Genomic DNA, 24,225 nt, shown 5'->3' with positions numbered 1-24,225 from the left:
CAACCCTCTGAATCTGAAGGACCCGAAGTGAGCGCACAGAGAGCCAAGCTTAGCCGCAGGGGATTCCTCGGCGGATCCGTCCTGTTCGTCGCAGGAGCAGCGGTCGCCTGCAGCAGCGACCCGACCGGTGGTGGCTCCTCCGGGGCGAAGACCACCCTGAACGTCTGGTCCCACGCCTACGGCGAGGCCGGTACCCAGCAGGCCCTCACCCGTTACGCCACCGCGTTCACCAAGGCCCACCCGGACATCGCGGTCAAGGTCACCTGGACGCCGGGCGACTACACCAGCAAGCTCAACGCGACCCTGCTCACCGATGCCGCCCCGGACGTCTTCGAGATCGGCGACTTCAGCGAGAGCTTCGCCCGGAGCGGCCAGATAGCCGAGCTGGACGACCTCTACGGCAGCGCCAAGTCCGACTTCAACCCGGGCGCCCTCGAGATGGTGACCGTCGCGGGCAAGCTCTACGGCGTCAAGACCCTCGACGACATCATGATGCTCTACTTCCGCAAGAGCACGCTGTCCAAGGCCGGCATCACCCCGCCCCAGAGCTTCGACGAGCTCGTCGAAGCGGCCAAGGCCCTGAGCTCCAAGAAGACCAAGGGGCTGTTCGTCGGCCAGGACGGTCTGGGCGACAGCGCCATCCTGTCCGTGTTCTCCAACGGCGGCGACCTCGTCACCCACGACGGCAAGGCGGCCTTCGGCTCCGCCCAGGCCGCCGAGGCCGTGGCCGGGCTCAAGCGCCTCCACGACGACAAGTCCCTGCTGCTCGGATTCACCACCGACTGGTGGGACCCCTCGGCCCTCACCCAGAACGTCGTCCCGATGCAGTGGGGCGGCCTCTGGTCGATGCCCGCCATCAAGACCGCACTCGGTGACGACTTCGGCGTCCTGCCCTGGCCCGCCTTCAAGTCCGGCGGCAAGCCTGCTGTGCGCGTCGGTGGCTGGAGCACCTGCGTCAACGCCAAGGGCAAGCACGTGGAAGCAGCCAAGAAGTTCGTCCAGTGGCTCTGGGTCCAGCAGACCGACCTCCAGGAGGACTGGTCGCAGAGCTACGGCCTCCACGTCCCGCCACGCAAGTCCGTCGCCGCCACCGCCAGCAAGCTCAGCCAGGGACCTGCCAAGGAGACCGTCGAACTGGGCGCCAAGTACGGCAGGAACAACCCCAGCACCTGGAACAAGACCGTGAGCGACCTCTTCGCCGCAGCCGCGGCGAAGATCGTCAGCGGGCAGGGCGACGCCGCCAAGCTCCTGGCCGACGCGGCCAAGCGGGCCCAGAGTGACATCGACAAGCAGCGCGCATCATGACGTCCGCACCTCCATCCACGCTTGACCCCGAGCGTGTCGGGTGCCCCGCGGCCGAGCCGCGGGGCACCGCCCCCCTCCGCCGTTCCCGCACGGACTGGCGTGCCTGGGGAGCGTTCGCACTGCTCGCCGGGCCCCTGCTGATCGGCCTGGGCCTCTTCAAGTACGTTGCCATCGGCTGGAGTTTCCTGCTCAGTCTCAGTGAGGCCCGCGGCACCATCGCCCTGGGGCACTGGGTCGGCCTGGACAACTACCAGACGCTGTTCTCCGATGCGGTGTTCCGTAAGTCACTCGGCCAGATCCTGCTGTTCACGGTGTTCATCGTGCCGCTGACGTTCGCCGCCTCGCTGGGGCTCGCGCTGCTGGTGCACCGCATCCGGCGCGGCCGGGCCGTCCTGCGCACCGCCTTCCTGATCCCGGCTGCCGTCTCCTACGTCGCAGCTTCCCTGCTGTGGAAGATGTCGCTGTTCAACGGGTTGCCGAGCGGCATCGCCAACACCATCGGCGGCTGGTTCGGCATGGACGTCGAACCATGGCTGCAGACCACCTCGCCGCCGCTGTACTGGGTCGCCCTCGTCACCCTCCGCCTCTGGCTCCAGGTCGGCTTCTACATGGTGCTCTTCCTGGCCGGGCTCCAGGGCATCCCGAAGGAGATGTACGAGGCCGCCGCCCTCGACGGCGCCACCGGCCTGCGACTGCTGCGCAGGATCACCCTGCCGATGCTGCGCAACACCTCGGTAGCCGTCCTGATGCTGCAGTTCATCGCCGCTTTCCAGGCGTTCGACGAGTTCTACAACCTGTTCAACAGCGGGCAGTCCGGAGGGGCAGCGGCCCCGGTCCGAACCCCGCTGGGCTATCTCTACGACACCGCGATGGGTTCCCAGAACTACGGCCTCGGGTCGGCCGGAGCCTTCGTGCTCACCGCCCTCATCGTCTGCGTGACCCTGATCCAGGGCCGGATCACCGGCTTCGGGAAGGGTGAGGAGTGAGCAACATGACAACCGCCCGACACCTGCCGCCGGTACTGCGCCGGTCCGTGCGTGGCGTGCTGGCCGGCCTGCTGACGGCAGTGTTCCTGGCGCCCTTCTATCTGATGCTGCGCAATGCCCTGATGGACACGCAGGGTCTGACGTCACCGCACTGGACCTGGTGGCCGTCGTCGATGCACTGGGAGAACTTCAGCTCGCTCTTCAGCGACCCCGCGCTGCACATGGGCCAGGCCCTCGGCAACTCGTTGCTGATCGCCGGGATCACCGCCCCGGTGTCGACGCTCCTCGCGTCGGCCGCCGGGTACGCCCTCGCGCGGATCCCGGTACCCGGACGGGGCGTTCTGCTCGCCCTGGTGGTGGCGACGCTGATGATCCCGGGCTCGGTGACGTTCGTCCCCACCTTCGTCGTCGTGGGCTCCATGGGCGGGGTCAACACCCTGTGGGGGATCATCGCGCCCGGACTGTTCAACCCCTTCGCCGTTCTGCTGTTCCGTAACTTCTACCTCCAGTTCCCCAGCGAGATCGAGGAGGCCGGACGCCTGGACGGGCTCGGCTGGCTCGGTCTCTACCGCCGGATCGCCCTGCCGTCGTCCGGAGCGATGCTCGCCTCGCTCGGCGCGCTCGCCTTCATCGACAGCTGGAACGCCTTCCTGTGGCCGCTGGTCATCGGGCAGGACCCGTCCTCGTGGACGGCCCAGATCGCCCTGTCGACGTTCCTCACCTCACAGACCGTCAACCTGCCCGGACTGTTCGCGGGGGCCGTCGTGACCATCGCGCCACTGGTGGCCATGTTCCTGGTCGCCCAGCGCTACATCGTCGAAGGCATCGCCACCAGCGGGCTCAAGGGCTGAGAGAGCCACCGAGCCGCGCCTGGCTCCGGACCACCGGTCCGGAGCCACCTGACTCCGGACCACCCGGTCCGGGCCGCACCACCTGGAGATCCAACCCCCACACCCACCCCACCCTTGGAGGGGACAAGCATGAGATCCGCTAGGTCGGCTCCCGCCGTCAGGAAATTCTTCTCCCGCGTCCTGCCCGCCACGGCAGCCGCGGCCACCCTCGTTCTCACCGGAACCTCCGCTTCCGTCGCAGCGCCGTCCCCCAGCACCAGCACCGCAACCCCCCTGACCGGACCGCAGCTGGCAGCCTCCTGGACGGGGCCGCTGAGCACCCGGGGGCGGTACATCGTCGATGCCAACGGCAACCGCTTCAAGCTGAAGGCCGGCAACTGGTCCGGCGCCCAGGGCACTTACGAGGGCAGCGGCGACGTCAACGACCCCGCGAACCACCAGGCGGACCAGGATTCCCACAACATCCCGCTGGGCCTGGACCGCGCGCCGCTGAAACAGATCACGGACGACTTCCACGAACTCGGACTGAACAGCATCCGGCTGCCGTTCGCCAACGCGATGCTGCACGACTCCACGATCGTGCCCGACTCGGCCGTCGCGGCCAACCCGCAGCTCAAGGGCAAGACCCCGCTGCAGGTGTACGACGCGGTGGTGGCGGCCCTGACCGCCGAGGGGTTCGCGGTCATCCTCAACAACCACACCACCACCTACCGCTTCTGCTGCGGCCTGGACGGCAACGAGCGCTGGAACAGCGGCCAGACCGCCCAGCAGTGGCAGGACGACTGGGTCTCCCTGGTGAACCGCTACAAGGCGAACAAGCGGGTCGTCGGCGCCGACCTGCGTAACGAGATCCGCCGCGACACCCTGGACGACCCCAACTGGGGCATGGGCGACGACCACGACGCGTACGCGGCCTTCGAGCTGGCGGGCACCCGCATCCTGGGAGCCGACCCCGACATGCTGATCATCATGGAGGGCATCAACTGGCAGGGCATCCCGCTGGACGGGCTGAACTACGGCCGGCCGATGCTGACCCCGGTCCGCAACCTCTCCAACACCCTGATCGCCTCGGGGAAGCTGGTCTACGCCGCGCACTTCTACGGCTACACCGGGCCGAACTACACGGGCGCCGCCAGTGGACCGGGCCACACCAACGACTGGCCGTACGAGGACTTCCCGCTCGACCAGCTGAAGCAACTGGTCAACGACGAGGCCCTGTTCGTCACCCAGGCCGGCCAGCACTTCACCGCCCCCGTCTGGATCAGCGAGTTCGGTGCGGCCGGCCGGGGATCGGACGACGCCAAGGAGAAGACCTGGTTCGACAACTTCACCGACATCCTGGTCCAGAACGACACCGACTTCGCCATCTGGCCGATGGTCGGATGGACCGACGCCAACGGCAAACCGCAGGACAACTGGGCCCTGATCTCCTACGACGCCACCGGCAAGCGGCAGAGCCTCAGCGACCCCGGTGACTGGCGCTCCGCCGACTGGAACAAGCTGGTCAACGCCTCCGGCGTCTCCGGTCCGGTCGCACAGGTCGACCACTGGAACATGCTCGACCTCGACTTCCGCGACCACAACGTCTCCTCCCACATGCTCGCCCAGGGCGACTGGAGCCCCGGCTACCGCAAGGGCAACTGCCCCGACAGCCAGCGTCTGATCGGCCTCGGCCGCAGCGACAAGCGCGGGCTGTGCACCGACGCGAACCAGCCCGCCAAGGGCACCGGTGACTGGGTGGCCGTCCATGACGACCGCTACGTCACGCACGGCGACTGGGCCTCGGGCTACAACAAGCTCCAGTGCCCCGACAACACCTTCGCCGTCGGCTACAGCGTCAGCGGCAACGCCATGGCCGGCCTGCTCTGCGCGCCGTCCGCCGCACCGCTGCCGCTGACCGGCCGCAACGTCTGGTTCGACAAGAGCGACAACCGTCCCGCGTCGGGCGGCTCGGTCCAGAGCGACTGGGCCCCCGGCTACTACAAGGGTCAGTGCACCGACAAGGAGTACGTCGCCGGTGTCGCCTTCACCTGGCAGTGGAACCACGGCGGCGTGCCCGACGCGCTGCTCTGCCGTCCGCTGAGCTGACCCACCGCACCCGTTCCATCAGCCCCATCATCGAGGAGACCAAGGCAATGCCACGACTCGAGGTTGCCGTAGACGGCTTCCGTCTCGACGACCGACCGCTGCGAATCATTTCCGGCGGGCTGCACTACTTCCGGATCCATCCGGAGCAGTGGGCCGACCGGCTTCGCAAGGCGCGTCTGATGGGGCTGAACACGGTCGAGACCTACGTCCCGTGGAATCTCCACTCGCCCCGTCCGGGCGAGTTCCGGCTGGACGGAGGTCTCGATCTGTGCCGGTTCCTCGAACTGGCCGCCGCCGAGGGCCTGCACGTCCTGCTCCGCCCCGGCCCGTACATCTGCGCCGAGTGGGAGGGTGGCGGCCTGCCGTCCTGGCTGCTCACCGACGAGGACATCGAACTGCGCAGCTGCGACCCCCGCTTCCTGAAGGCGGTGGACGAGTACCTCGGCGCCCTGCTGCCGCCCGTCCTTCCCTACCTCTCCACGCAGGGCGGCCCGGTCATCGCCGTACAGCTGGAGAACGAGTACGGCGCCTACAGCAACGACTCCGCATATCTGGAGGATCTGGCGGAGCTGCTGCACCGGCACGGAGTCGACGTGCCGCTGTTCACCTGCGACCAGCCCTCAGACCTGGAACGTGGCGGCCTCGACGGCGTCCTGCGCACCGTCAATCTCGGCAGCCGGGTGGACGCCGGGCTCGCCGCCCTGCGCACGCATCAGCCGTCCGGGCCGCTGATGTGCAGCGAGTTCTGGATCGGCTGGTTCGACCGCTGGGGCGGAACCCACGTCACCCGCAGCGCGGCCGACGCCGCGGCGGACCTCGACCAGATGCTCGCGGCCGGTGCCTCGGTCAACATCTACATGTTCCACGGCGGCACCAACTTCGGTTTCACCAACGGCGCCAACGACAAGGGCACCTACCGCGCCACCGTCACCTCGTACGACTACGACGCGTGCCTGGACGAGGCAGGCGACCCCGCCCCCAAGTACGCCGCCTTCCGCGAGGTCATCGCCCGGTACGCGCCCGTCCCCGAGGAGCCGGTACCGGCCCCCGCGCCCAAGCTCGCTCCGGCCACCGCCGAACTCGCCGTGTGCGCGGGCCTGCTGGACCAGCGCGAGCAGCTCGGCAGCGCGGTGCACGCCGACCGCCCGCAGATCATGGAGCAGCTCGGTCAGTCCTTCGGATTCGTCCTGTACGAGACGGAGCTCCCGGCGGCCGGGCCGACCGTCCTGCGCATCGCGGAGGTGCGCGACCGCGCCCAGGTCTTCGTCGACGGCCAGCCCGTCGGCGTACTGGAGCGCGAGAGCCACGAGCACAGCCTCGCCTTCCACTCGCCCCGCAGCGGCGCGCGGTTGGCCGTGCTGGTGGAGAACCAGGGCAGGGTCAACTACGGCCAGGGCATGCACGACCGCAAGGGGCTGCTCGGTGAGGTCACCGTCAACTCACTCGCCCCGGAGGACTGGTCCAGCAGGCCGCTGCCTCTCGATGATCTCGGCAGGCTGTCCTTCACCGCGTCCGATCCCGCCTCGCCCCCGGTCGGCCCCACGTTCCACCGCGGGCACCTGGACATCGAGCAGCCGGCCGACGGCTGGATCGCCCTGGACGGCTGGACCAAGGGCCACGTCTGGATCAACGGCTTCGCTCTCGGCCGGTACTGGTCCCGAGGACCGCAGACCACCCTCTATGTCCCCGCACCGGTCCTGAACGCCGGCCGGAACGAGATCACGGTCCTCGAACTGCACAGCGCCACCACCCGCACGGTGGAGCTGCGGGGCACCCCGGATCTGGGACCCGTCGAGGACTGACGTCCGTGCGGCCGGTCGGGCCACCCCGGCCGGTCCACCTGCCGATACCCCCCGGTCGGGCCACCTGCCGGTACGCCCCGGCCGGTGGCCCGACCGGTCGCACCGAACCGACGACGGAGGAATCCGTGCACAGCAAGCGACGCCTCACCGAGCAGCGGCTCGACCGGGTGCTGAACCAGCGCATCAGGCCAGCGGTCCACGCGCGTACCGTCCCGGTCGAGATCGCGATCTGGAACGCGCCGGGCGAACCGGTCTCCGTGTCCGACGGCCTGGCCGCGCCGTACGAGCCCGTGGCGCTCGGGCACCGGTGGGGGCCGCCCTGGTCCACGAGCTGGTTCAGGATCAGCGGCACGGTCCCGCGGGAGTGGGCCGGTCTACGGGTCGAGGCAGTCATCGACCTCGGCTTCAACGTCACCGGTGCGGGCTTCTCCACCGAGGGCCTGGTCCACCGGGCGGACGGCAGCGTGGTGAAGGCCCTCAACCCCCGCAACGCCTATATTCCGGTCGCCGACCCGGCTGTCGGCGGCGAGGAGTTCACCTACTACGTCGAGGCAGCCGCCAATCCCAACCTGAACGACGACCACATCCCCACCCGGACCGGCGACCGCCCCTCCTGGCTGACGGGAGCCGGCTCCGCGGACGCACCCCTGTACCAGCTGCTCCGGCTGGAGTTGGCGGTCTTCGACACGCAGGTGTCGGAACTCGCCCACGACCTGGACGTCCTCGGGGGGCTCATGCGCGAACTGCCCGAGGCCGACCCGCGCCGCTGGCAGCTCCTGCACAGCATCGAGCGGGCCCTGGACGTGGTCGACCTGCAGGACATCGCGGGCAACGCCACCGCCGCCCGCGAGGTGCTGCGCCCGGCGCTCGCCGCCCCCGCCGCACCCGGCGCCCACCGGATGTCCGCCGTCGGGCACGCCCACATCGACACCGCCTGGCTGTGGCCGCTGCGCGAGACCGTCCGCAAGGTCGCCAGGACGCTCTCCAACGTCACCCATCTCATGGACGACCACCCGGGCTTCCTCTTCGCCATGTCCCAGGCCCAGCAACTGGCCTGGCTCAAGGAGCAACGCCCCGAGGTCTACTCCCGGGTCCAGGAGAAGGCGCAGAAGGGGCAGTTCCTCCCCGTCGGCAGCCTGTGGGTGGAGCCCGACACCAACATCACCGGCGGCGAGTCCCTCGCCCGGCAGCTGATCCACGGAAAGCGTTTCTACCTCGACGAGTTCGGCGTAGAGACCGAGGAGATGTGGCTGCCCGACACCTTCGGCTACCACGCGGCCATGCCGCAGCTGATGAAACTGGCCGGGGTCCGGTGGTTCCTCACCCAGAAGATCTCCTGGAACACCACCAACAAGTTCCCGCACCACACCTTCTGGTGGGAGGGCATCGACGGCACCAGGATCTTCAGCCACTTCCCGCCGGTCGACACCTACAACGCCGAGATCACCGGAGCCGAACTCGCGCACGCCGTCGGCAACTTCCAGGACAAGGAGGCGGCCAACAGCTCGCTGCTCCCGTTCGGATACGGAGACGGCGGCGGCGGCCCCACCAGGGAGATGCTGGCGCGGGCGGAGCGGCTCGCCGACCTGGAGGGCTCGGCCCGGGTCGTCATCGAGAGCCCGGCGGACTTCTTCGAGCGGGCCCATGCCGAATACCCCGACGCGCCGGTGTGGCAGGGCGAGCTGTACCTGGAGTTCCACCGCGGCACGCTGACCAGCCAGCTGAGGACCAAGCAGGGCAACCGGCGCAGTGAGCACATGCTGCGGGAGGCGGAGCTGTGGTCGGCGACCGCCGCCGTGCGCACCGGATTCGCGTACCCGTACCAGGCCCTGGACCGGCTGTGGAAGACGGTCCTGCTGCACCAGTTCCACGACATCCTGCCCGGCTCCTCCATCGCCTGGGTGCACCGGGAGGCGGAGGAGACCTATGCCGCCGTCACCACCGAGCTGGGCGCGCTCACGGACGCCGCCCAGCGCGCCCTGGCAGGCGAGGGCAGCCTGCCCGTGGTCTTCAACTCCGCTCCGTTCGCCCGCGACGGTGTCCCCGCCCTCGGCGCCACGCTCCGGCCCCGGCCGCCGGTCCGGCCCGTCGCACCGGTCCCCTGCGGGGACGGTTTCGTACTGGACAACGGCCTGGTCCGTGTCCGGATCGATGCCCGGGGCCTGGTGACCTCGGCGTACGACATCGCGGCCGAGCGCGAAGCGCTGGCCCCCGGCGCCGCCGCCAACCTCCTCCAACTGCACCAGGACTTCCCCAACGAGTACGACGCCTGGGACATCGACGCCTTCTACCGCAACACCGTGCACGACCTCCTCGACGCCGACTCGGTCCGGGCGGAGGACGGCGGTGTCCGGATCGTGCGGACCTTCGGCGACTCCCGCGTCGAGCAGCTGGTCTCCCTGCCCGAGGACTCCCGGCGTCTGGACATCGACACCGAGATCGACTGGCACGAGAGGGAGAAGCTCCTCAAGGCCGCTTTCCCGCTCGACGTACGGGCCGGCCACTCCAGTGCGGAGATCCCCTTCGGACACGTCCAGCGCCCCACCCACACCAACACCAGTTGGGACGCTGCCAAGTTCGAGATCTGCGCCCACCGCTTCCTGCATCTCGGCGAGCGGGGGTGGGGTGCGGCGGTGGTCAACGACTCGACCTACGGGCACGAGGTCACCCGGGACGTCCGCGCCGACGGCGGCACCACCACCACCCTCCGGCTCTCCCTGCTCCGCGCTCCCCGCTACCCCGACCCGGACGCCGACCAGGGCCACCACCGGCTGCGCTACGGGTTCGTCATCGGCGCCGACATCGCCGACGCCGTGCGCGAGGGCTACGCGTTCAACCAGCCGGAGCGCAGCCTCCCCGGCTCGGCCGAGGTCCGGCCGCTCGTCAGCACGGACAGCGAGGCCGTCGTCGTCGAGACGGTCAAACTCGCCGACGACCGTTCCGGCGACATCGTCGTACGCCTCTACGAGGCCCACGGCGGACGCGCCCGAACCGTCCTGACCACCGGCTTCCCGCTGGCGTCGGCGGTCGCGACCGACCTGCTGGAACGCGAACCCGCCCCGGGCGAGGGCGTGGACGCCGTACAGGCGGACGGCCGGGAGATACGCCTGGCGCTCCGCCCGTTCCAGATCCTCACGCTGCGGCTGAGGCCCGGGGCGGGTAACTGACCGCGTTCGAGGGGGACATCGACTCTGGCAACAAGGCCACAGCCGGTGTCCCATTTACGATCAGTCGGCAACCCGCCGACCTGTTGTGGCGTCAGCACACCGTCTACCGGGAACACGGCGGCGCCGTCATCCGCGGCGAGCACGTCGGGAAGTGGATCAGCCTGACAGCCCGCGGAACGCGCCACGTACAGATCCGTGCGGGCCGACTGCTCGAAGGCGGCACCACCGCCCCGGCCCGCGCCGAGACCACCGCACCCTTCGACGGCAACATGACCGAACTGGCAGCTCACTGCCGCGCGTTGCTGGTCAGAACGGTCGACACCACCACGGACACCACCACAGACACCGCAACGGAGAACCCGGCCGCGCCCGCCCAAGGACAACGTCCCCGACGGTCCGGCAATCGGGGTGCGATCACACTCGCGCCGGCCTGTAGCGCTGTTGCTCTCGGACTGCTCCTCGCGGCCATGGGCGGTGCACTGGGCTGAACGCGAAGGCCGATCTGCACAGCAGACGGCAGCCGCCGTGTCAGGCTACGGCGCCGATCGCCGTGTGGATGTTGTCGACCGCAGCCACGAAGGCCCCCGGCTCGCGCGGCTCCATCTCCAGGCAGATACCCAAGGGGGTCTCCGTACCGCGCAGTTCGACGACCTGGGCCAGGAGTCGGTACTCCTCCGCCGGGATGTCGGCGAGATGCTGGTCGAGGTACACGGGCCGGCCCCCGTACTCGGCCCTCACATATCCGGCGAGATGGATCTCCGCGACCCGCTCCCACGGGAAGGAGCGGGGCAGGACGGGGCTGCGTCCGTGCACATTGCGCTCGAACTGCAGGACGTGCGAGAGGTCGAGGCAGATCTGTACGCCTTCGTGGTCCGACGCCTCGTCCAGGAACGACCACAGGCACGGGGAGTTCGGAAGCCACTCCAGTGGCGGGTTCTCGACCCGGAACGGAACCCCGCACGCCGCCGCGATCGCGGCGGCGCTCTCCCCGCACCGTGACGCCGCCAGGTTCATGTCCGGGGGACGGAACCACGTGCCTCGGCGCCGGTCGAGGTACCAGAAGCCGGCATCGCTGACGAGTGCCGTGACCTCGTGCTCCCGCACCAGGGACGCCAGCGACTCCACCCAGGGTCCGGCACCCTGTTCCGGCTGGGCCATATTCATGTCGAGAGGGTGAAGTGTCAGCCCGGAGCCCAGCGCCCGCCGGGTCTCGACCACCCAGTCCGGAACCCCGGCGGCCGTGTGGACGCCGTACTCGACGAAGTCGGTGACCCAGCCTCCCGAGGTTTCTCCGCGTGCGTACTGATCACATGCGGCCTCGACGGCGACTCCGATGCTGACGCCGCCGATCACCGCGCGCCCCCCGCGGGGACGTAGGACATGGAGACGCTGTCGTCGTGCCGACGGAAGACGACGACGCCCGGACGCGGCTCCGGCGAGGGCGTCACGTCGAGCGGCGGCACGCGCAGCAGCCACATCAACGGAGCGGACCGGACGAATGTCATGTCGCGGTAACCAGTGACGTGCTGGAGGGTCTCCAGGACATCGTGGCCCACGATCACGAACTCCTTGCCCCCTCGTTCCTGGATACCGAGGGCCTCCTTCACGGCCTTCCGCTCCGCGTCGTCCAGATTCTGCGCCATGGGGCTGGACCACATCTCGCAGCGGGCGAGGTCCTTCAACCATGCGGGGTGCTCCTGTGCGACGAAGTGGCGCACGAAGTTCACGGCGTGGGCGAGGGGCTCGGTGTACGCGTTCTCGTACTCCCCGGACTCGCAGTAGGGCCGCAGTCCGTCGAGGGATCTGTACGAGGACGCCACGGCCACCGCGAAGTTGGGCGCCCACCGGGAGAGGTCGTCGACGACCTGTGCCATGAGGCGAGCCCAGGCGAGGTACTCCGTCGTCGTCTCGTCGTGCGGGGGCCGCCGGACCAGACTCCGGAAACAGTCGGCCTCCGGCACGTCGCGACCGACTTCTTCCGACGTGGTCATGCCATTGCCCTCTCAATCGCGTCGAGACCGCGGTGCTGGACCTCTGCTGGAGCCAGTTCGGCCTCGTAGGTCACCCAACCAAGCTTCGGGGCGCGCTTCTTCACGATCCGTAACACCTCAAGACAACCCCCCAGCGGTGGGACGTTGTGGTTGTCGAGCAGCAGCCGCCGGTCGCCGTACCCGACCTCGCTCAATCCGGCGATGTGCGCCACCCGGACCGCCTCGAACGGCACCCGGTCCACCTCCCGCTCCACATCCAGGCCCTCGTTGACGCACGCGGCGTAGAAGTGCCCGATGTCGAAGCAGAGCGTCGCTCCGCGCTCGGCCAGTTCCTGCATGAACTCGCGGGGACTCAGATCGCCGCCGTGGGTGAGGCTGAAAGGGTTCTCGGCATGGACCGGGGCACCCAGCTTCGCCGACAGCCCCTGGACGTTGCGGGCGATGCGTCCGGCGACCTCGCGGTCGAGCAAAGCGGGGCGGAACCAGAGGTTTCGCTCGCCTCGCCCGCCCAGCCTCCAGAAACCGAAGTCGGTCACCATGTAGCGCGGCTCGGTTCCCGCGTGGTTCTCCGCGATCAGCCTGGCCTCGTCCTCGATGTCGAGGACGTCGGGCAATTCGACCGACACGAGGTGCCGGGTCATGTCGCTGACGATGCCCTCTTCGAAGAGGTGTCGCATGCCGGGGTCGTTCGCCGGCGGGTGGTGACCGCCGTACTCGACATAGGAGACCCGCCGGTACACGGTGTCGTCCAGGTGTCCCAGAGCGGGCACGAAGTCGGAGACGCTGATCCCGATCCTGGTCAATTCTTCCCGCCCTTCCATTCGTGCCGCAGCAGTCCGAAGATCACCTCGTCGACGCGCTGTCCGTCGCGCAGAATGTTCTCCCGCATGACGCCCTCGCGTACGAAGCCCACACGCTCGAACAGCCGCAGGGAACGTGGGTTGTCGGCGAAGACCTCCACCGTGATCCGGTCGAGACCGAGCACGTCGAAGGCGTGGTCGACCCCCTGCACGACCGCCAGATGCCCGTAGCCGCACCCCCACAGGTCCTTCTCGCCGATGACGATGCCCAGCCGGCACCGCCGGTGAGCCCGTTCGATGAGCGCCAGGTGGAGGAAGCCGATCGGCTCCGCACGGCCTGCGAGCCCGATCGCGAGGTGGACGATGTCGTCGCTGGGACGCATCCAGCGCTCCAGCGTCGCGACGACCTGCTCACGGGTGTACGTGTGCGTCCCGTCGTCGCTGAGCCGCTGGATCTCGGCGTCGTTCTTCCACCGCAGCAGCGGTTCGAGGCTCGCCGACGTGTGGGGCCGCAACTCGACGGCGGCATCGGTCACCTGGGCCGCTGGCCTCTCGTTCATCGCGTCTTTCGCTCCTTGACGAGTTCATGGATACATCGCATCGCGATCTCGGCAGTCTCACGGTGGGCGGGATCGGGCACGAGCTCCGACACGTCGGCGCTCACGACAGTGCAGTTGTCCGCGATCCAGGCCATCACGCGTCTGACCTGCTCCGGGGAGGCTCCGAAAGGCTCCTTGCTCCCCGTGTTCGGGACGTACACCGGATCGAGTACGTCGACATCCAGGCTGACGTGCACCTTCCTGCCTCTCAGCGCGGACAGCGCCCCCGGGTCGACGTCGCGGATGACCGTGACGGGGCCGCCGGGGCCGTAGGGATCGTCGTAGGTCGTCCAGGCCCTCGCGCCCACATTGACCACCTCGCGGAAGGCGCCACCGGCGGCGAGCGCCGCCACGAAGTTACCGTTGTGCACCTCGCCGGATCCGTCGAGATGTAAACCCAGGTCCAGATGGGCGTCCAGGTAGACGTAGGTCAGATCCTGGTGCCGTGCGGCCGCGGTGACGGCTACCGGATAACTGACCGTGTGGTCGCCTCCGATGACGACGGGGACATACCCGGCCGCGAAGACCGTCGAGTAGATCTCGGAGATTCCGCGGACCATGTCGCCCGCGTCGCCGGAGAGGATGCCCACATCGATGGCAGAGGGCCGGTACCGGCGGGCCCAGGGCCGCATCCGGGCGGACCAGCGCCGGACGAAGGTGGCAGCCCCGTCGGAGTTGTCGCCGAACCTCCGCGAGATGTCGAGATCGACCCCGAAGAAGCAGGCCGCCGCGGACGGGGCGCTCGGGAGCCCACCGAGGGGAGTCACCGCTGCGCCCCCGAAACCCACCAGTCCGGTGCCGTGCGGATCGTCGGACGCCTCACCCATCGGCGCCACCCTTCACGAAGTACGAGAAGGGAGCGGACTCGCCCGGGATGCTGAGGCTCAGGTCCGCGACGGTGTCCCTGACCGCACGGTCGCCGTCCCACCGGTACGGAAGACGAATGACCTTCCGCCGATCCGGAGCCTTCCGGCCACCGGCGCGCGCGATCTCCAGCTGATAGGCGGCCGTCTCGACAGCCGTCCGCAGATCCGACAGTCGCGTCTCCAGCTCGGGCGTCATATCGGTCCGCACGAACCGAAGGTGATGCTCACCGTGGTCGTTGGTGGTCCTCTGGCCGTTGAGCACGACGAGGTTGGCGCTCTCGGGGGTGAACGCGAGCGGGGCGTGGGGGGTGAGCCCAAACGAATGAATGCCGAGCGATTCGACGTACTGGAGAATCTCGTCGAGCTTCTCGAGGGTCTCCTCGACGTGACGCAGCTGCATCCTCGGGTGATCGAAGATGAGATTGGCCTTCACCTTGATGCCCTGCTCACGGGCCAGCCTCATCGACCGCAGGATGTCGGTGTACGTGTTGCCCTTCTGCATTCCTTCGAGGACTTCGTCCGCCAGCGACTCGACGCCGATCGTCACCAGGTCGACGCCGCACTCGGCCATGGCCTCGAAGTGGTGGGCCTTCGCCTTCGGTTCCGCACGGATCGAGCATTCGAGTCGTGCACCGAGCTCACGCGGACGACCCGCGCCGGCGTCGGCGAGCAGACGGAAGTATCCCATCGGCACGGCGTCCGAGATCAGGTCGATCCGCGACACCCCGCGTTTCTCGACGAGTTCACCGATGTCGTGCACCACGTCGGTGGCCTGCCGGAAGAAGGCACTGACCTTGAACGGGTCCTGGGAGGCGAGGAACGGGTAGTCGCAGAAGTCGCACTTCCCCCAGTAGCAGCCCTCCGAGACCAGGACCGGATAGATGCGCTCCTCAAGGTATTCCGAGCGTTCGACCAGGTCGTACGAGAGGGCACGGACCATCGTGCGGAAGGTGCCGCCCTTCGCCTTCGCATGGCGCAGTGCGCCCGCCGCGTCGAGGTAGGTCGCGTTCGCCACTTCGTCGGCGCGGCACTCTCCGCGCACGAATGCCGCCAGGCTGGGGAATTCCCCGTAGACGCTGTACTTGTAGGCGAGGTCGGCGGCACAGACGGTCATGAGCTGTTCGAGCGCCAAGTCGTCCGTCAGCTTGATCGCCGCTCCCCCGAGCACGATCCGCCCGTCGAATCCGGCGCCGCGAAGTCTCCCGCACAGCTCGGCCGCCGCCTCGGTCTGCGTATGGAACAGGGTCGAGAACGCGATGTGGTCCGGTTCGCGCCGCAGGATCTCCTGGCAGAGCTCGTCCATGGCCCTGCTGAGCCACAGGTCGCGGAACTCGGGGTCGGGCACCTCTGACCTGGGGTTGACGAGGAGTTCGTGGACGGCGTTCCAGTCGACTCCCGCCCTGGCACCACTGATCTTCCCTCCACGGCAGTAGTCGCTCTCCAGGAAGGACAGGTACCGGCCGATCCGGGTGAGGTCCCCCGACTCGAGCGCGTCGTGCGAGAGTTCTTCGGCGGTGAGTGCCTTGAGCCGGGATGTGACAGCAGCCCGCACGACATCGCTCTGCAGCCAGTCGAAGAAACACAGGTTGGCGTCGAAGAATTCGACGTCCACACCGTGGGGCGCCAGTGCGTACTCGAGCAGCAGGGGAGCCAGCGGCGGACCGTTGAGCATGCTCACCGCTTGCGGCGGAACGACGACAAGGAGCTTGGGCTGTGTCATGTTGTCTCCGCCGGCAGGAACATCGCCAACGCGTTCTTGATCAGGAAGTCGAGCAGGATCTGTACCTGCCGGGAGAGGCCTCCCCGCGCGTCGATCCGCAGCCATCCACCGCGGTCGAACAGGGTCGCGAAGAGCTTCGCCCGTTCGCCTTCGAGGACGACCGCGCGCCCTGTGAGTCCGCTCAAGAGCGTGGTTCCGTTGTGGTCACTGTGGGAGTGGTAGAAGGGGATGACGTCGAACGCTTCCCAGGTCTGCGCATATCCCCACTGCGGTATGGGGAACGGCGCCCGGGAACACTTCTCGAAGTACAGCAGGCTGTGCAACGTGCAGGTGGCACCCAGGAACGGGTACGGGAATCCTCTGACCAGGCGAAGCGCGTGCTCGAAGTCGTCCTCGGGGTAGGCGTCGACCGGTTCGCGGTGGCTCCAGTCCAGCTCCCACGGAATGGCCGGGTCGCCGGAGGGGTCGTAGTGGACATCGATCCCGTAATGATCGGGCCTGAGAGCGATGTCCGCCCCCGGGGTCAGCCCGAACTTCCCCAGCGCGACAGTCGCGGCGGATTCGAGCAGCGCCTCCGCGGTGTCCAGTGTCACCTGGGCCTGGCGGCGTGTCTCCCCGGGATGTCCGGTGAAGCCCATCAACTGCACGGGGATGCCGGCATCCGCGAACGAGCCGACCAGCGACTCCAGACGGAGGACCTCCGTGCCCTTGTTGATGATGTCGAGGACGTCCTGGTCGGTGCTCTCCATCCCGAACGCCGCGCCGAGGCACCCGGCACGGGCGAACACCTCGGTGTTCTCCGTCCGGTAGCTCTTCTCGAGCCTGAAGTCGGCCATCCACTTGATGTCCAGATCACTCGCGATGAGCGCCTCGGAGATCTTCAGGGCGTAGGCCGGCGACAGCACGTCGACGGCGAAGAAGAAGTGCTCGGAGTACTTGGACGCGAGTTGCAGGTCCTCGATGACGCGTTCCGGTGTACGGGTACGCCACGGCGACGTCGGCGTGTTCATCGCAAGCCCGTAGTCGCAGAACGAGCACTTGTTCCAGTAGCACCCGCGAGTCGGCGAGTAGAGCGCACCGGGCTTCGGCGAGGCGTACAGGTCGTAGTCCCACACACCGTAGTTCGGGGACGGCAGAGCATTGACGTTCTCGAAGAAGAACCTTTTCAGCGGGCGGGGGTCCCGGACGTCGACGAGATTGTCGACGTCACCCAGTTCGGCCCCCCGCTGGCAGTGGTCCGCCAGACGCTTGATGGGCGTCTCGCCCTCGCCGGTGACCAGGTAGTCGACGGCGAAGTCGAGTGCCTTCAGTTCGGTCACGTCGTCGATGTACTTGTAGAACTTCGCGGCGATCGGTCCGCCGATGACCACCGGGACACCGCGTCGCTTCAGGCGGGCCGCGAGGGCCAGGGAGTGTTCGAGCTGGGAGATGAACGGGATCGTCAGACCCACCAGGCCGGGGCGCATGGCCGCGATCCGGTCGGCGTGGTGATCGTAGAAGGCGTCCACGACATCGATGCCGAAGCCGGCCTCGATCTCGCGGCGCAGGGTCACGAGGTTGATGCGATCGTGCTCCATGCCCGGAGGCGAGGCGCTGCTGAACGTCCGGTAGACCGCGGAACGGGACAGCAGGGTCATCAGCCTGGGGAGCAGACTGAGTTCGCGCACGGCATCGAGATATGCCGGGAGTTCGTAGAAGGCCTTCTCGTCGCGGAGGGTCGCGAACGCCCGCTGGAAACGCCGACTGTCATCGAGTGTGTCGATGAAGAACGGCAGGAGCGAATCCTCCTCGGGTTCGGCTTCGAGCCGCCGGACACAGACGGCACGCAGCTGCTCGACGACCGGAGGCGACATCATGTAGTGCCAGAACTCGATGGCGAGATCCCGTACCACGTAGGAATGCCCCGAGTCGTCCAGCGTACCGGCGAGATAGGAGAGGCTGTGGTAGGGCTGAGTGATGTCGGTCGTCCCGCAGCTTGTGAGGTAGATGACCGACTCGTCGCCGGAAGCGTGCGCCGAACGTGATGTCCAGTCCTTGTCCTGCCGGTCGAGGACTTCCCGGACGGCGCGAGGCAGGAGGTCCTCGATCCGGACAGTCATACTCAGCGGTCGTACTGCACTGCGGAGATGGAACCAGGCGCGATCTCAAGGGCCTTCACGACACGCACATTGTCCGCGTTCTCGAGGTCCGCGGACGCCAGCATGTCGTCGAGCTGCTGGACCGTGAAGGTGGACCGGCCGTCCTGCGCCGGGGCGCTCGCGGACGCGGCCGTGGCACCCGTCGCCGTCACAGCGGCGGCGACAGCGACGGTCGCGGCAGCCGCGGCAGCCGTTCGGATGATCTTGTTCTTGCCCTTCTCACCGCTGGACGGCTTCTGTTCGTCACTCATGGTGCTTCCTCTCTGTCGCCTTCCGAGTCGCTCTGCTGAGCGACAGGGGACCTTGATAGCAGCACCTCAAAAGGCGCACAAGGGCATGATTGATCGTCAAGTCGCTTACTGGCTGCACCACTTGGGTTGATCGAGAAGCACGTCAGCCTAGTTTTCCGGCGGCTTCGCGGAGTTCCGCGAAGGTCGGGCAAGCGGACCGGCGGACCGGTCACGCCGGTCGCGCGTCTCCGCGTCACGAGTGGACCGTGAAGGCGTGAGCGGCGGCCGAGCCGGCGGCGAAGCCGTGCGGACCGATGCGGCCACCGGTACTCCCGCCACCGCAATCGTCCGAAAACAATCACCGTTCCTAGCGGTGGAGCCGAAGGGAACGATCGGGCCTCCGGCCGGTAGGTGATGCCGCTTCGGGGATTGTCCGCCTCAGTCGTCGCGGGAGCCCCCGGCCGGGGGCAGGTCGCCCAGAGTGAGGGCGCCTTGCCGCACGAGCTCCCGGGCGACGGACTCGAGCGCACTGCCCCGGATGACGCCCCAGTGCACGTCGCTGGAGGCTGTCGCCTGCCACAGCTTCCTCGTCAGGTCGCTGATGTCCATGTCGGCCACGTAGTCGTCCTGGGGCGCGACGAGTTGGTGAGTCTCGGGACCGCCGGGCGGCGCCGAGGACACGAGGTGAACGGCGGGGTTCGGCCGCAGGATGCCATCCGTGTGTCCGTCCAGGTCACGGTCGAGGAACCGGAAGTGGTCCACCACATGGGAGCCCGTCGGCCGCGTCACGGGGCCGGCGATGCTGACGGTCTGGACAGTCCCCGGGCGCGGACCGCCGCCGGGCTGCCTGCGAACGACGATGTACCCGGTGTGGACGGTGCTGATCCCGGCGTCACCCAGGGCGTCCACCATGCGCGCGGCGTACTCCGTCCGTTCCCTGGTCGTCGGGGCGTGTGACGCATGGGTGTCCGCGTAGGCCCAGACCCGGAACTGACGCTCGGCGAGAACCAGGACGTCGAAGCCGTCCTTGGCCCCGAGCCACTCCCCGATCCTTCGGGGCAGATCTTCGAGGTTGAACAGGTCGGTCGTGATGGACATCAGCCCGCCGGGGGCCAGGACCTGGCGGGCCCCGGACACGATCTGCGCGAGAAGCCGTTCCCCGTCCGGTCCACCGTCCCGATAGAGCAGGTGAGCGCCCTCGGGAACCTCCGGCACGAACGGGGGGTTGGAGACGATTCGGTCGAACTCCCGGTCCGAGACGGGTTCGTGCAGATCCCCGAGGACGAAGGTCGTGTTCTCGATGCCGTTGAGGGCGGCGTTGAACCGGGCGAACCGGATCGCCCGGGGGTTGATGTCGACGCCCACGACCTCGTCGCTGTACCCGCTCGCGACCAGTGACTGGATTCCACTTCCCGAGCAGAGGTCGAGTGTCCGCTTCGCCCTGCTACGAGGCGCGACGTTGGCCAGCCCTGCACTGTCGTAACCGATGTACATGACACGGTCACTGAGATCGTCGGCGCCGGTCCACCAGTCGGAGTAGCGACCCGTATCGGTCGCCAGCAGGAGGTCGTTCACGCACGTGATGTGGACCTGGGAACGGAAGCCGCCGTCGGCTTCGTCCAGAACCCCCAGCGAGAGCAGCACGTCCAGGGAAGGTTCGCTCAGGAGGGCCCTGCCGGCCTGTTCGTCCACGGCCCTGTCGAGCAGGAAGAGCCTGATCGCGGCCGCGAGAGGGTCCGCCCCGAGGACATGCTTGTCGAGGTGGTGGAACGCCGCGGGGTGGAGGTCGAGCACCGGCATCCCCAGCAACGCCCGGACACCGGCCTCGTCATAGCCCGCGGCGCGGAGGTCATCGCGCACGGTGCCGATCGCCGCCCGGTCATCGGAAGTCATCGTCGCGAAGACGGCTCGGCCGTGGTGGCGGTCGCTGAAACTGTCGAGCGTCACGGTTCCGTTTCACCTCACCTCAGTTGCTGCCGCACAGCATCCGTGACCAGTGGCCCCGATGGCCCGGTCGGCGGCGCCGCTCATGGTCGTCTCCCACTCGATCGAGGTCAAGGCGGTCGTGCCCAGGCCGTCCCTCGCATAGCCCGAGTGTGTGCCGAAGGTGCGGTAGCCATAGACCAGCGGTGCAGCCGTACGGGAGTCGGCCGAGGTGACGGTGCCGATCAGGAGCAGGTGGTCGCCGCCTTCCACCGCGCGGTCCAGGTCGCAGGCCAGCCATCCCGGAGCGGCAGGGAGTCTCGGTAGCCCCTGGTCGAGTTCCCAGGCCGCGTCGGTGATCCGGTCGATGTCGCGGCGGGCGAAGGCGCTCACCGTCATGCCGAAGGGGGTTCCCTGCTCGACGGTGGTGACGACGGTGACGGGGCCGCACGCATCCTGGAGATCATGGAGCGGATGCGGGACGAGACCACGATCCACCACCGATGGGTGGCCACGTACTACTCCGGCACGGTGGCCCGCATGGCGGCGGAGCACCACGAGCTCTCCGAGGCCGCCCTGGCCCATGACGCGGAGCGCGCCGCACGGCTGATGCGTGAGCACATCGAGGGCGCCCTGCACGAAGCGACCGGTGACCCGCTGCGTTGCGCGTCGCCCTCCGCAGCCTCGGCCTGACCTGCGGCCCGCATGGCTTCACGACGTCCGGGATACCCGGACGCCCCGAAGCCTGCGATCGAACCGGGAAGCGGGGGCAAGCTCCTCAGCTCGGCAAGCCCCCCTCAAGAACCTGCGCCCCGTTCCGGTCGAGGATCTGCGCCTTCTCCACATCGTTCAGCAGCAGCGAGGACGTGATGAAGTCGACCGCTCCGGCAACGGGCACGGGGGTTGTTGCTTCCCAGCACCAGTCGGTCGACGCCGACCGAACCCCGTACGACGTCGAAGATCCGAGGGTCTTCCTGAAGGCTGGTGTCGTACCGGAAGCGCCGCAAGCGCCGCATGGCGCAGCCGGGTTCCTCGTACAGCTCGGGTCGGGTCGCGCGCAGGGACGGCGTCCCAGTGCTGCGCCAGGAGCGGGATGGTGCCTCCGGTGACCGCGGTGACCATGCGCACCCGGGGGTAGCGCAGCGGAATCCGGGCCGCCACCAGACGGCACGGGGCCACGCCCACCTCCGTCGGACGACGAGGGCGGGCGCCGACCCGTAGTCCCCACTCCCCATGCCCATGCAGGGCGTCGTACCGGGGGTGGATGAAGACCACGGCCGAGCGCGCGTCGAGCGCCTCCCGCACCGGGCCGAACTCCGGCGAATCCAGGGGCAGTCCACCGGCCGACAGCCGAGCAGGTAGTCGCAGCCACCGCGGCCCCCCTCCGCATGTCACAGACGGTCGAACTGCCCGTGTGAGGGATTCCGCCGGTCCCGTGTGGCCTACAGGCGTTGCAGCATCGTTGGCCGATGTCAAGACTTTGCCGGGCCCTGGTGCGCGGGGTGGCAGCCGGGCAGGCTAGTTTGCTCGGATGAGTCTCCTTGATGATGTGGCCGAGCGCGACGGCTGGCGGTGCTGGGTGTGTGACGAGGCGGTCGACCCCGACGAGTCGGTGAACGACCCGCGGGGGCCCAGCGTCGACAGCCGGACCGCCGACCGAAAGGCCAAGGTCGCCGAGCGGCTCGCGCACCGCGCGTGCAACACCCGCAAGGGTGCGGTCAAGGCGGTCATCGCCTGGCCGGACCGCCTGTACGTGGTCGAACCCGCGCCGCTGATCACCGTTGCCGGGAGGCTGGAGCGCAAGGGGGGCCGCGAGATGGTGGGCCGTTGTCCGACCATGCGGGACGCCCAGGAGGCAGCGGATTGGCTGGTGGACCGGTTCTCCCGACTCGTACCGGGACTACCGGTGACCGCCGACATCGAGCCGGGCGGCGGCCAGTTCCTCGTCACCCTGGCCACCGGCCGCCGCTGACCAGGAATCACCAGCGCGCGCTTGCGCAGAGCTGAACAGCCGGCCCACACCGACCTGCCCTGACACGAGCTGACCCACACCGACCCGCCCTGACACGAGCTGACCCACATCGCTCGACCGTGCCCAGCTCGGGTCGGTGTCGCCAGTTGCCGCAGCCATGACGGGGCCGAACCGGAAACGTAGCGCGTGCTCCGCGGCCTGGAGCACGTCCCGCTGCCGCCGCCATTCCTTCACGCCGAGGCCGACGCCCTGTACGACACGGGCGTCGGCGTCGACCGTATGGCCGGCCACTTCCCGTCGGGGCGATTGTGCAGCCGGTCGCGGTCAGCCAGTCTCCTCAGCTTCCCGTGCAGCGGCTGATGCGGCCCTCACCGCGGTGCCTCAGCCGCCCAGAGCCGAAGATTTCCCCGGCGCCCCACTCCATCGCGGTCCGTACGGTCCACCCCGCTGCCGCGTACGCGTTGTCGCGGTCCCGTGCCTCAGCGCGTGCGGCTTCGTCCTCCTCGGGAGCGAGGACGACTCCGATGAGGTGGGCGGGCCAGGCCAGTTCGGCGGGCCAGGCGGCTTCGCCGAGCTCGAATCCGGCCTCGGGAGCGGGTACGGCGGAGCGCAACAGCGCCTCGACCAGCTCCCGAGCCCGGGCTCCTCCACCAGGTAGTCGACGACTTCGTCCCAGCCCGGATCGCGCACGGCTCCCGTCGCCGAAGCCGCAGGCCGCGGAGGCGCGACGGGAGAGGCCGCCGCCCCGGCTTCCTCGGTCGGCCGCTCGGACGCGGGCCGTTGCCGCCGGGACTCCAGCCAGCCCACGCCGCCCGTCACGGCCAGCTCCACCGGGTCGAAGCCCGGAAGTTGACTGCCCGCGAGCTGGACGCTGTCTCCCTCACCTTCGTTGAGGAACTGGAGCGGTGTAGGCGGTGACCGCGGGAATGAGGATGCGCAGCGCCTCGCTGCGCAGCTCGTGCGCGAGCAGCAGCTTCACAATTCCGGAACATCTGAGGGCCTTCGGGAACCAACGTCCCTCCACCCCTCCCGGCTCTCACATGAGCGAGCCAGGAGGGTCTCGCCGAGGTCTGTGGGGAGGCTCGGGTATAGGTCGGCCCTGCGTTCCCAGATCTGGCGGCCGGTCACTGCCCGGGCCAGGCTCGACTCCCGGATCCAAGCGAGGTGTTCCTCTACTTGCGGCAGGGCGTGTCCATGTGCGCCTCGATGAGGGCCCGCACATCTGCCTCGACCTCAGCAAGATGCGGCATTGCCTCGATTAGGCCACCTTTCGTGTTGAACAGCTTCAGCTCCACCACTCCCCCTTCACGACCACGATGCCAGACGGCGACGTCGCGGACCGCAGGGTTATTTCCGCGAGGGAAGTCTTTCTCGTCCCACTCCACAGCAAGCCATTGGCGCAAGGGCGCCTTCGCCTTACACACGAGCCGTGCGGATGGTGTTGTGCCCGCTGAGCGGCGCCAAGCCCTCGCTGTCCAAGATGAGGGCGCCGGTAACCTGGCTGTCCTGGTCTCGGTTGAGGGAGCATTCCAGGTGAGCTTGGTTCGATTGACAGCCACGACCTCGGGGTCGGCCGGGCCGTTGGCCTGGTCGAACTCGGCGATCAGGTCGTTCAAGCTGTCGCGCTCGACCTGGCGCTGTGCGGCCCTTTCGAGGTACGCAGATACGCCACGCTTGCCGACCCGACCACGAATAGCCTGCAGGGTTCCGACGGTGAGGGAGACGGCGATCCTGCTGGCGGGGCCGCAGCCGGGGAAGAAATCCGTGTCGCCTTCAGCCATGGGATG

21 protein-coding genes are annotated in these 24,225 nt (G+C 68.5%); 9 read left to right on the top strand and 12 right to left on the bottom strand.

What is annotated here, in order from left to right:
• The first annotated feature begins 27 nt into the window (after positions 1-27).
• The 7 genes from OG709_RS28085 (at position 28) to OG709_RS28055 (ending at position 10,687) form a co-directional block, all read left to right on the top strand.
• On the top strand, positions 28-1,305 hold the full coding sequence (locus OG709_RS28085) for an ABC transporter substrate-binding protein (protein WP_250304724.1): 1,278 nt from the start codon (positions 28-30) through the stop codon (positions 1,303-1,305).
• Complete coding sequence (locus OG709_RS28080) at positions 1,302-2,291, top strand: carbohydrate ABC transporter permease (RefSeq protein WP_250304725.1); 990 nt, start codon at positions 1,302-1,304, stop codon at positions 2,289-2,291. Before OG709_RS28085 ends, OG709_RS28080 begins: the two co-directional genes overlap by 4 nt.
• A 5-nt stretch (positions 2,292-2,296) precedes the next feature.
• Complete coding sequence (locus OG709_RS28075; protein ID WP_250304726.1) at positions 2,297-3,142, top strand: carbohydrate ABC transporter permease; 846 nt, start codon at positions 2,297-2,299, stop codon at positions 3,140-3,142.
• Between the two features lie 129 nt (positions 3,143-3,271).
• A complete protein-coding gene (locus OG709_RS28070) occupies positions 3,272-5,230 on the top strand; it encodes a glycoside hydrolase family 5 protein (RefSeq protein ID WP_250304727.1) in 1,959 nt (652 codons plus the stop codon).
• Positions 5,231-5,277: 47 nt separating this feature from the next.
• Positions 5,278-7,032 carry a glycoside hydrolase family 35 protein gene (locus OG709_RS28065; protein ID WP_329168016.1) on the top strand — a complete coding sequence of 585 codons (1,755 nt, stop codon included), beginning with the start codon at positions 5,278-5,280 and terminating at the stop codon, positions 7,030-7,032.
• Positions 7,033-7,157: 125 nt separating this feature from the next.
• Positions 7,158-10,199, top strand: a complete 3,042-nt coding sequence (locus OG709_RS28060) for an alpha-mannosidase (RefSeq protein WP_329168014.1) — start codon at positions 7,158-7,160, stop codon at positions 10,197-10,199.
• Between the two features lie 83 nt (positions 10,200-10,282).
• A complete protein-coding gene (locus OG709_RS28055; RefSeq protein ID WP_266640369.1) occupies positions 10,283-10,687 on the top strand; it encodes a hypothetical protein in 405 nt (134 codons plus the stop codon).
• Between the two features lie 40 nt (positions 10,688-10,727).
• Here the strand turns inward: OG709_RS28055 and OG709_RS28050 are convergent, their stop codons facing one another.
• The 10 genes from OG709_RS28050 to OG709_RS28005 form a co-directional block, all read right to left on the bottom strand.
• Entirely contained in the window at positions 10,728-11,552 is an 825-nt protein-coding gene (locus OG709_RS28050; RefSeq protein WP_250304731.1) for a multinuclear nonheme iron-dependent oxidase, read from the bottom strand.
• Positions 11,549-12,190: a hypothetical protein gene (locus tag OG709_RS28045; protein ID WP_266640370.1), complete on the bottom strand. Its 642-nt coding sequence runs from the start codon at positions 12,188-12,190 to the stop codon at positions 11,549-11,551. Before OG709_RS28045 ends, OG709_RS28050 begins: the two co-directional genes overlap by 4 nt.
• Positions 12,187-12,993 carry a multinuclear nonheme iron-dependent oxidase gene (locus OG709_RS28040; protein WP_266640371.1) on the bottom strand — a complete coding sequence of 269 codons (807 nt, stop codon included), beginning with the start codon at positions 12,991-12,993 and terminating at the stop codon, positions 12,187-12,189. Before OG709_RS28040 ends, OG709_RS28045 begins: the two co-directional genes overlap by 4 nt.
• Positions 12,990-13,550, bottom strand: a complete 561-nt coding sequence (locus tag OG709_RS28035; RefSeq protein ID WP_266640372.1) for a GNAT family N-acetyltransferase — start codon at positions 13,548-13,550, stop codon at positions 12,990-12,992. The genes OG709_RS28040 and OG709_RS28035 overlap by 4 nt, the downstream gene beginning before the upstream one ends.
• Positions 13,547-14,416 (bottom strand): arginase family protein, encoded by an 870-nt coding sequence (locus OG709_RS28030; protein WP_329168012.1) that lies wholly within the window; start codon positions 14,414-14,416, stop codon positions 13,547-13,549. The genes OG709_RS28035 and OG709_RS28030 overlap by 4 nt, the downstream gene beginning before the upstream one ends.
• Positions 14,409-16,175, bottom strand: a complete 1,767-nt coding sequence (locus OG709_RS28025) for a B12-binding domain-containing radical SAM protein (protein ID WP_250304736.1) — start codon at positions 16,173-16,175, stop codon at positions 14,409-14,411. The genes OG709_RS28030 and OG709_RS28025 overlap by 8 nt, the downstream gene beginning before the upstream one ends.
• Positions 16,172-18,274 carry a B12-binding domain-containing radical SAM protein gene (locus tag OG709_RS28020; RefSeq protein ID WP_250304737.1) on the bottom strand — a complete coding sequence of 701 codons (2,103 nt, stop codon included), beginning with the start codon at positions 18,272-18,274 and terminating at the stop codon, positions 16,172-16,174. The genes OG709_RS28025 and OG709_RS28020 overlap by 4 nt, the downstream gene beginning before the upstream one ends.
• Before the next feature lie 2 nt (positions 18,275-18,276).
• Positions 18,277-18,564 (bottom strand): hypothetical protein, encoded by a 288-nt coding sequence (locus OG709_RS28015; protein WP_250304738.1) that lies wholly within the window; start codon positions 18,562-18,564, stop codon positions 18,277-18,279.
• Between the two features lie 417 nt (positions 18,565-18,981).
• A complete protein-coding gene (locus tag OG709_RS28010; protein WP_329168008.1) occupies positions 18,982-20,490 on the bottom strand; it encodes a methyltransferase in 1,509 nt (502 codons plus the stop codon).
• 9 nt (positions 20,491-20,499) lie between these two features.
• On the bottom strand, positions 20,500-20,865 hold the full coding sequence (locus tag OG709_RS28005; protein ID WP_266640377.1) for a flavin reductase family protein: 366 nt from the start codon (positions 20,863-20,865) through the stop codon (positions 20,500-20,502).
• Positions 20,866-20,931: 66 nt separating this feature from the next.
• On the opposite strand from OG709_RS28005, the gene OG709_RS28000 reads away from it, so the two are divergent.
• Together OG709_RS28000 and OG709_RS27995 are read left to right on the top strand one after the other, a co-directional pair.
• Entirely contained in the window at positions 20,932-21,159 is a 228-nt protein-coding gene (locus OG709_RS28000) for an FCD domain-containing protein (protein ID WP_250304741.1), read from the top strand.
• Positions 21,160-21,997: 838 nt separating this feature from the next.
• On the top strand, positions 21,998-22,438 hold the full coding sequence (locus OG709_RS27995) for a hypothetical protein (RefSeq protein WP_250304742.1): 441 nt from the start codon (positions 21,998-22,000) through the stop codon (positions 22,436-22,438).
• A gap of 337 nt (positions 22,439-22,775) precedes the next feature.
• Here the strand turns inward: OG709_RS27995 and OG709_RS27990 are convergent, their stop codons facing one another.
• Both OG709_RS27990 and OG709_RS27985 read right to left on the bottom strand, forming a co-directional pair.
• On the bottom strand, positions 22,776-23,051 hold the full coding sequence (locus tag OG709_RS27990; protein ID WP_266640380.1) for a hypothetical protein: 276 nt from the start codon (positions 23,049-23,051) through the stop codon (positions 22,776-22,778).
• A 559-nt stretch (positions 23,052-23,610) separates the two neighbouring features.
• A complete protein-coding gene (locus OG709_RS27985; protein ID WP_329168004.1) occupies positions 23,611-24,219 on the bottom strand; it encodes a hypothetical protein in 609 nt (202 codons plus the stop codon).
• Positions 24,220-24,225: the final 6 nt, after the last annotated feature.

It is taken from the genome of Streptomyces sp. NBC_01267, assembly GCF_036241575.1.
Taxonomy (GTDB): Bacteria; Actinomycetota; Actinomycetes; order Streptomycetales; family Streptomycetaceae; genus Streptomyces.
This window is presented reverse-complemented; position numbering and strand designations above follow the sequence as displayed.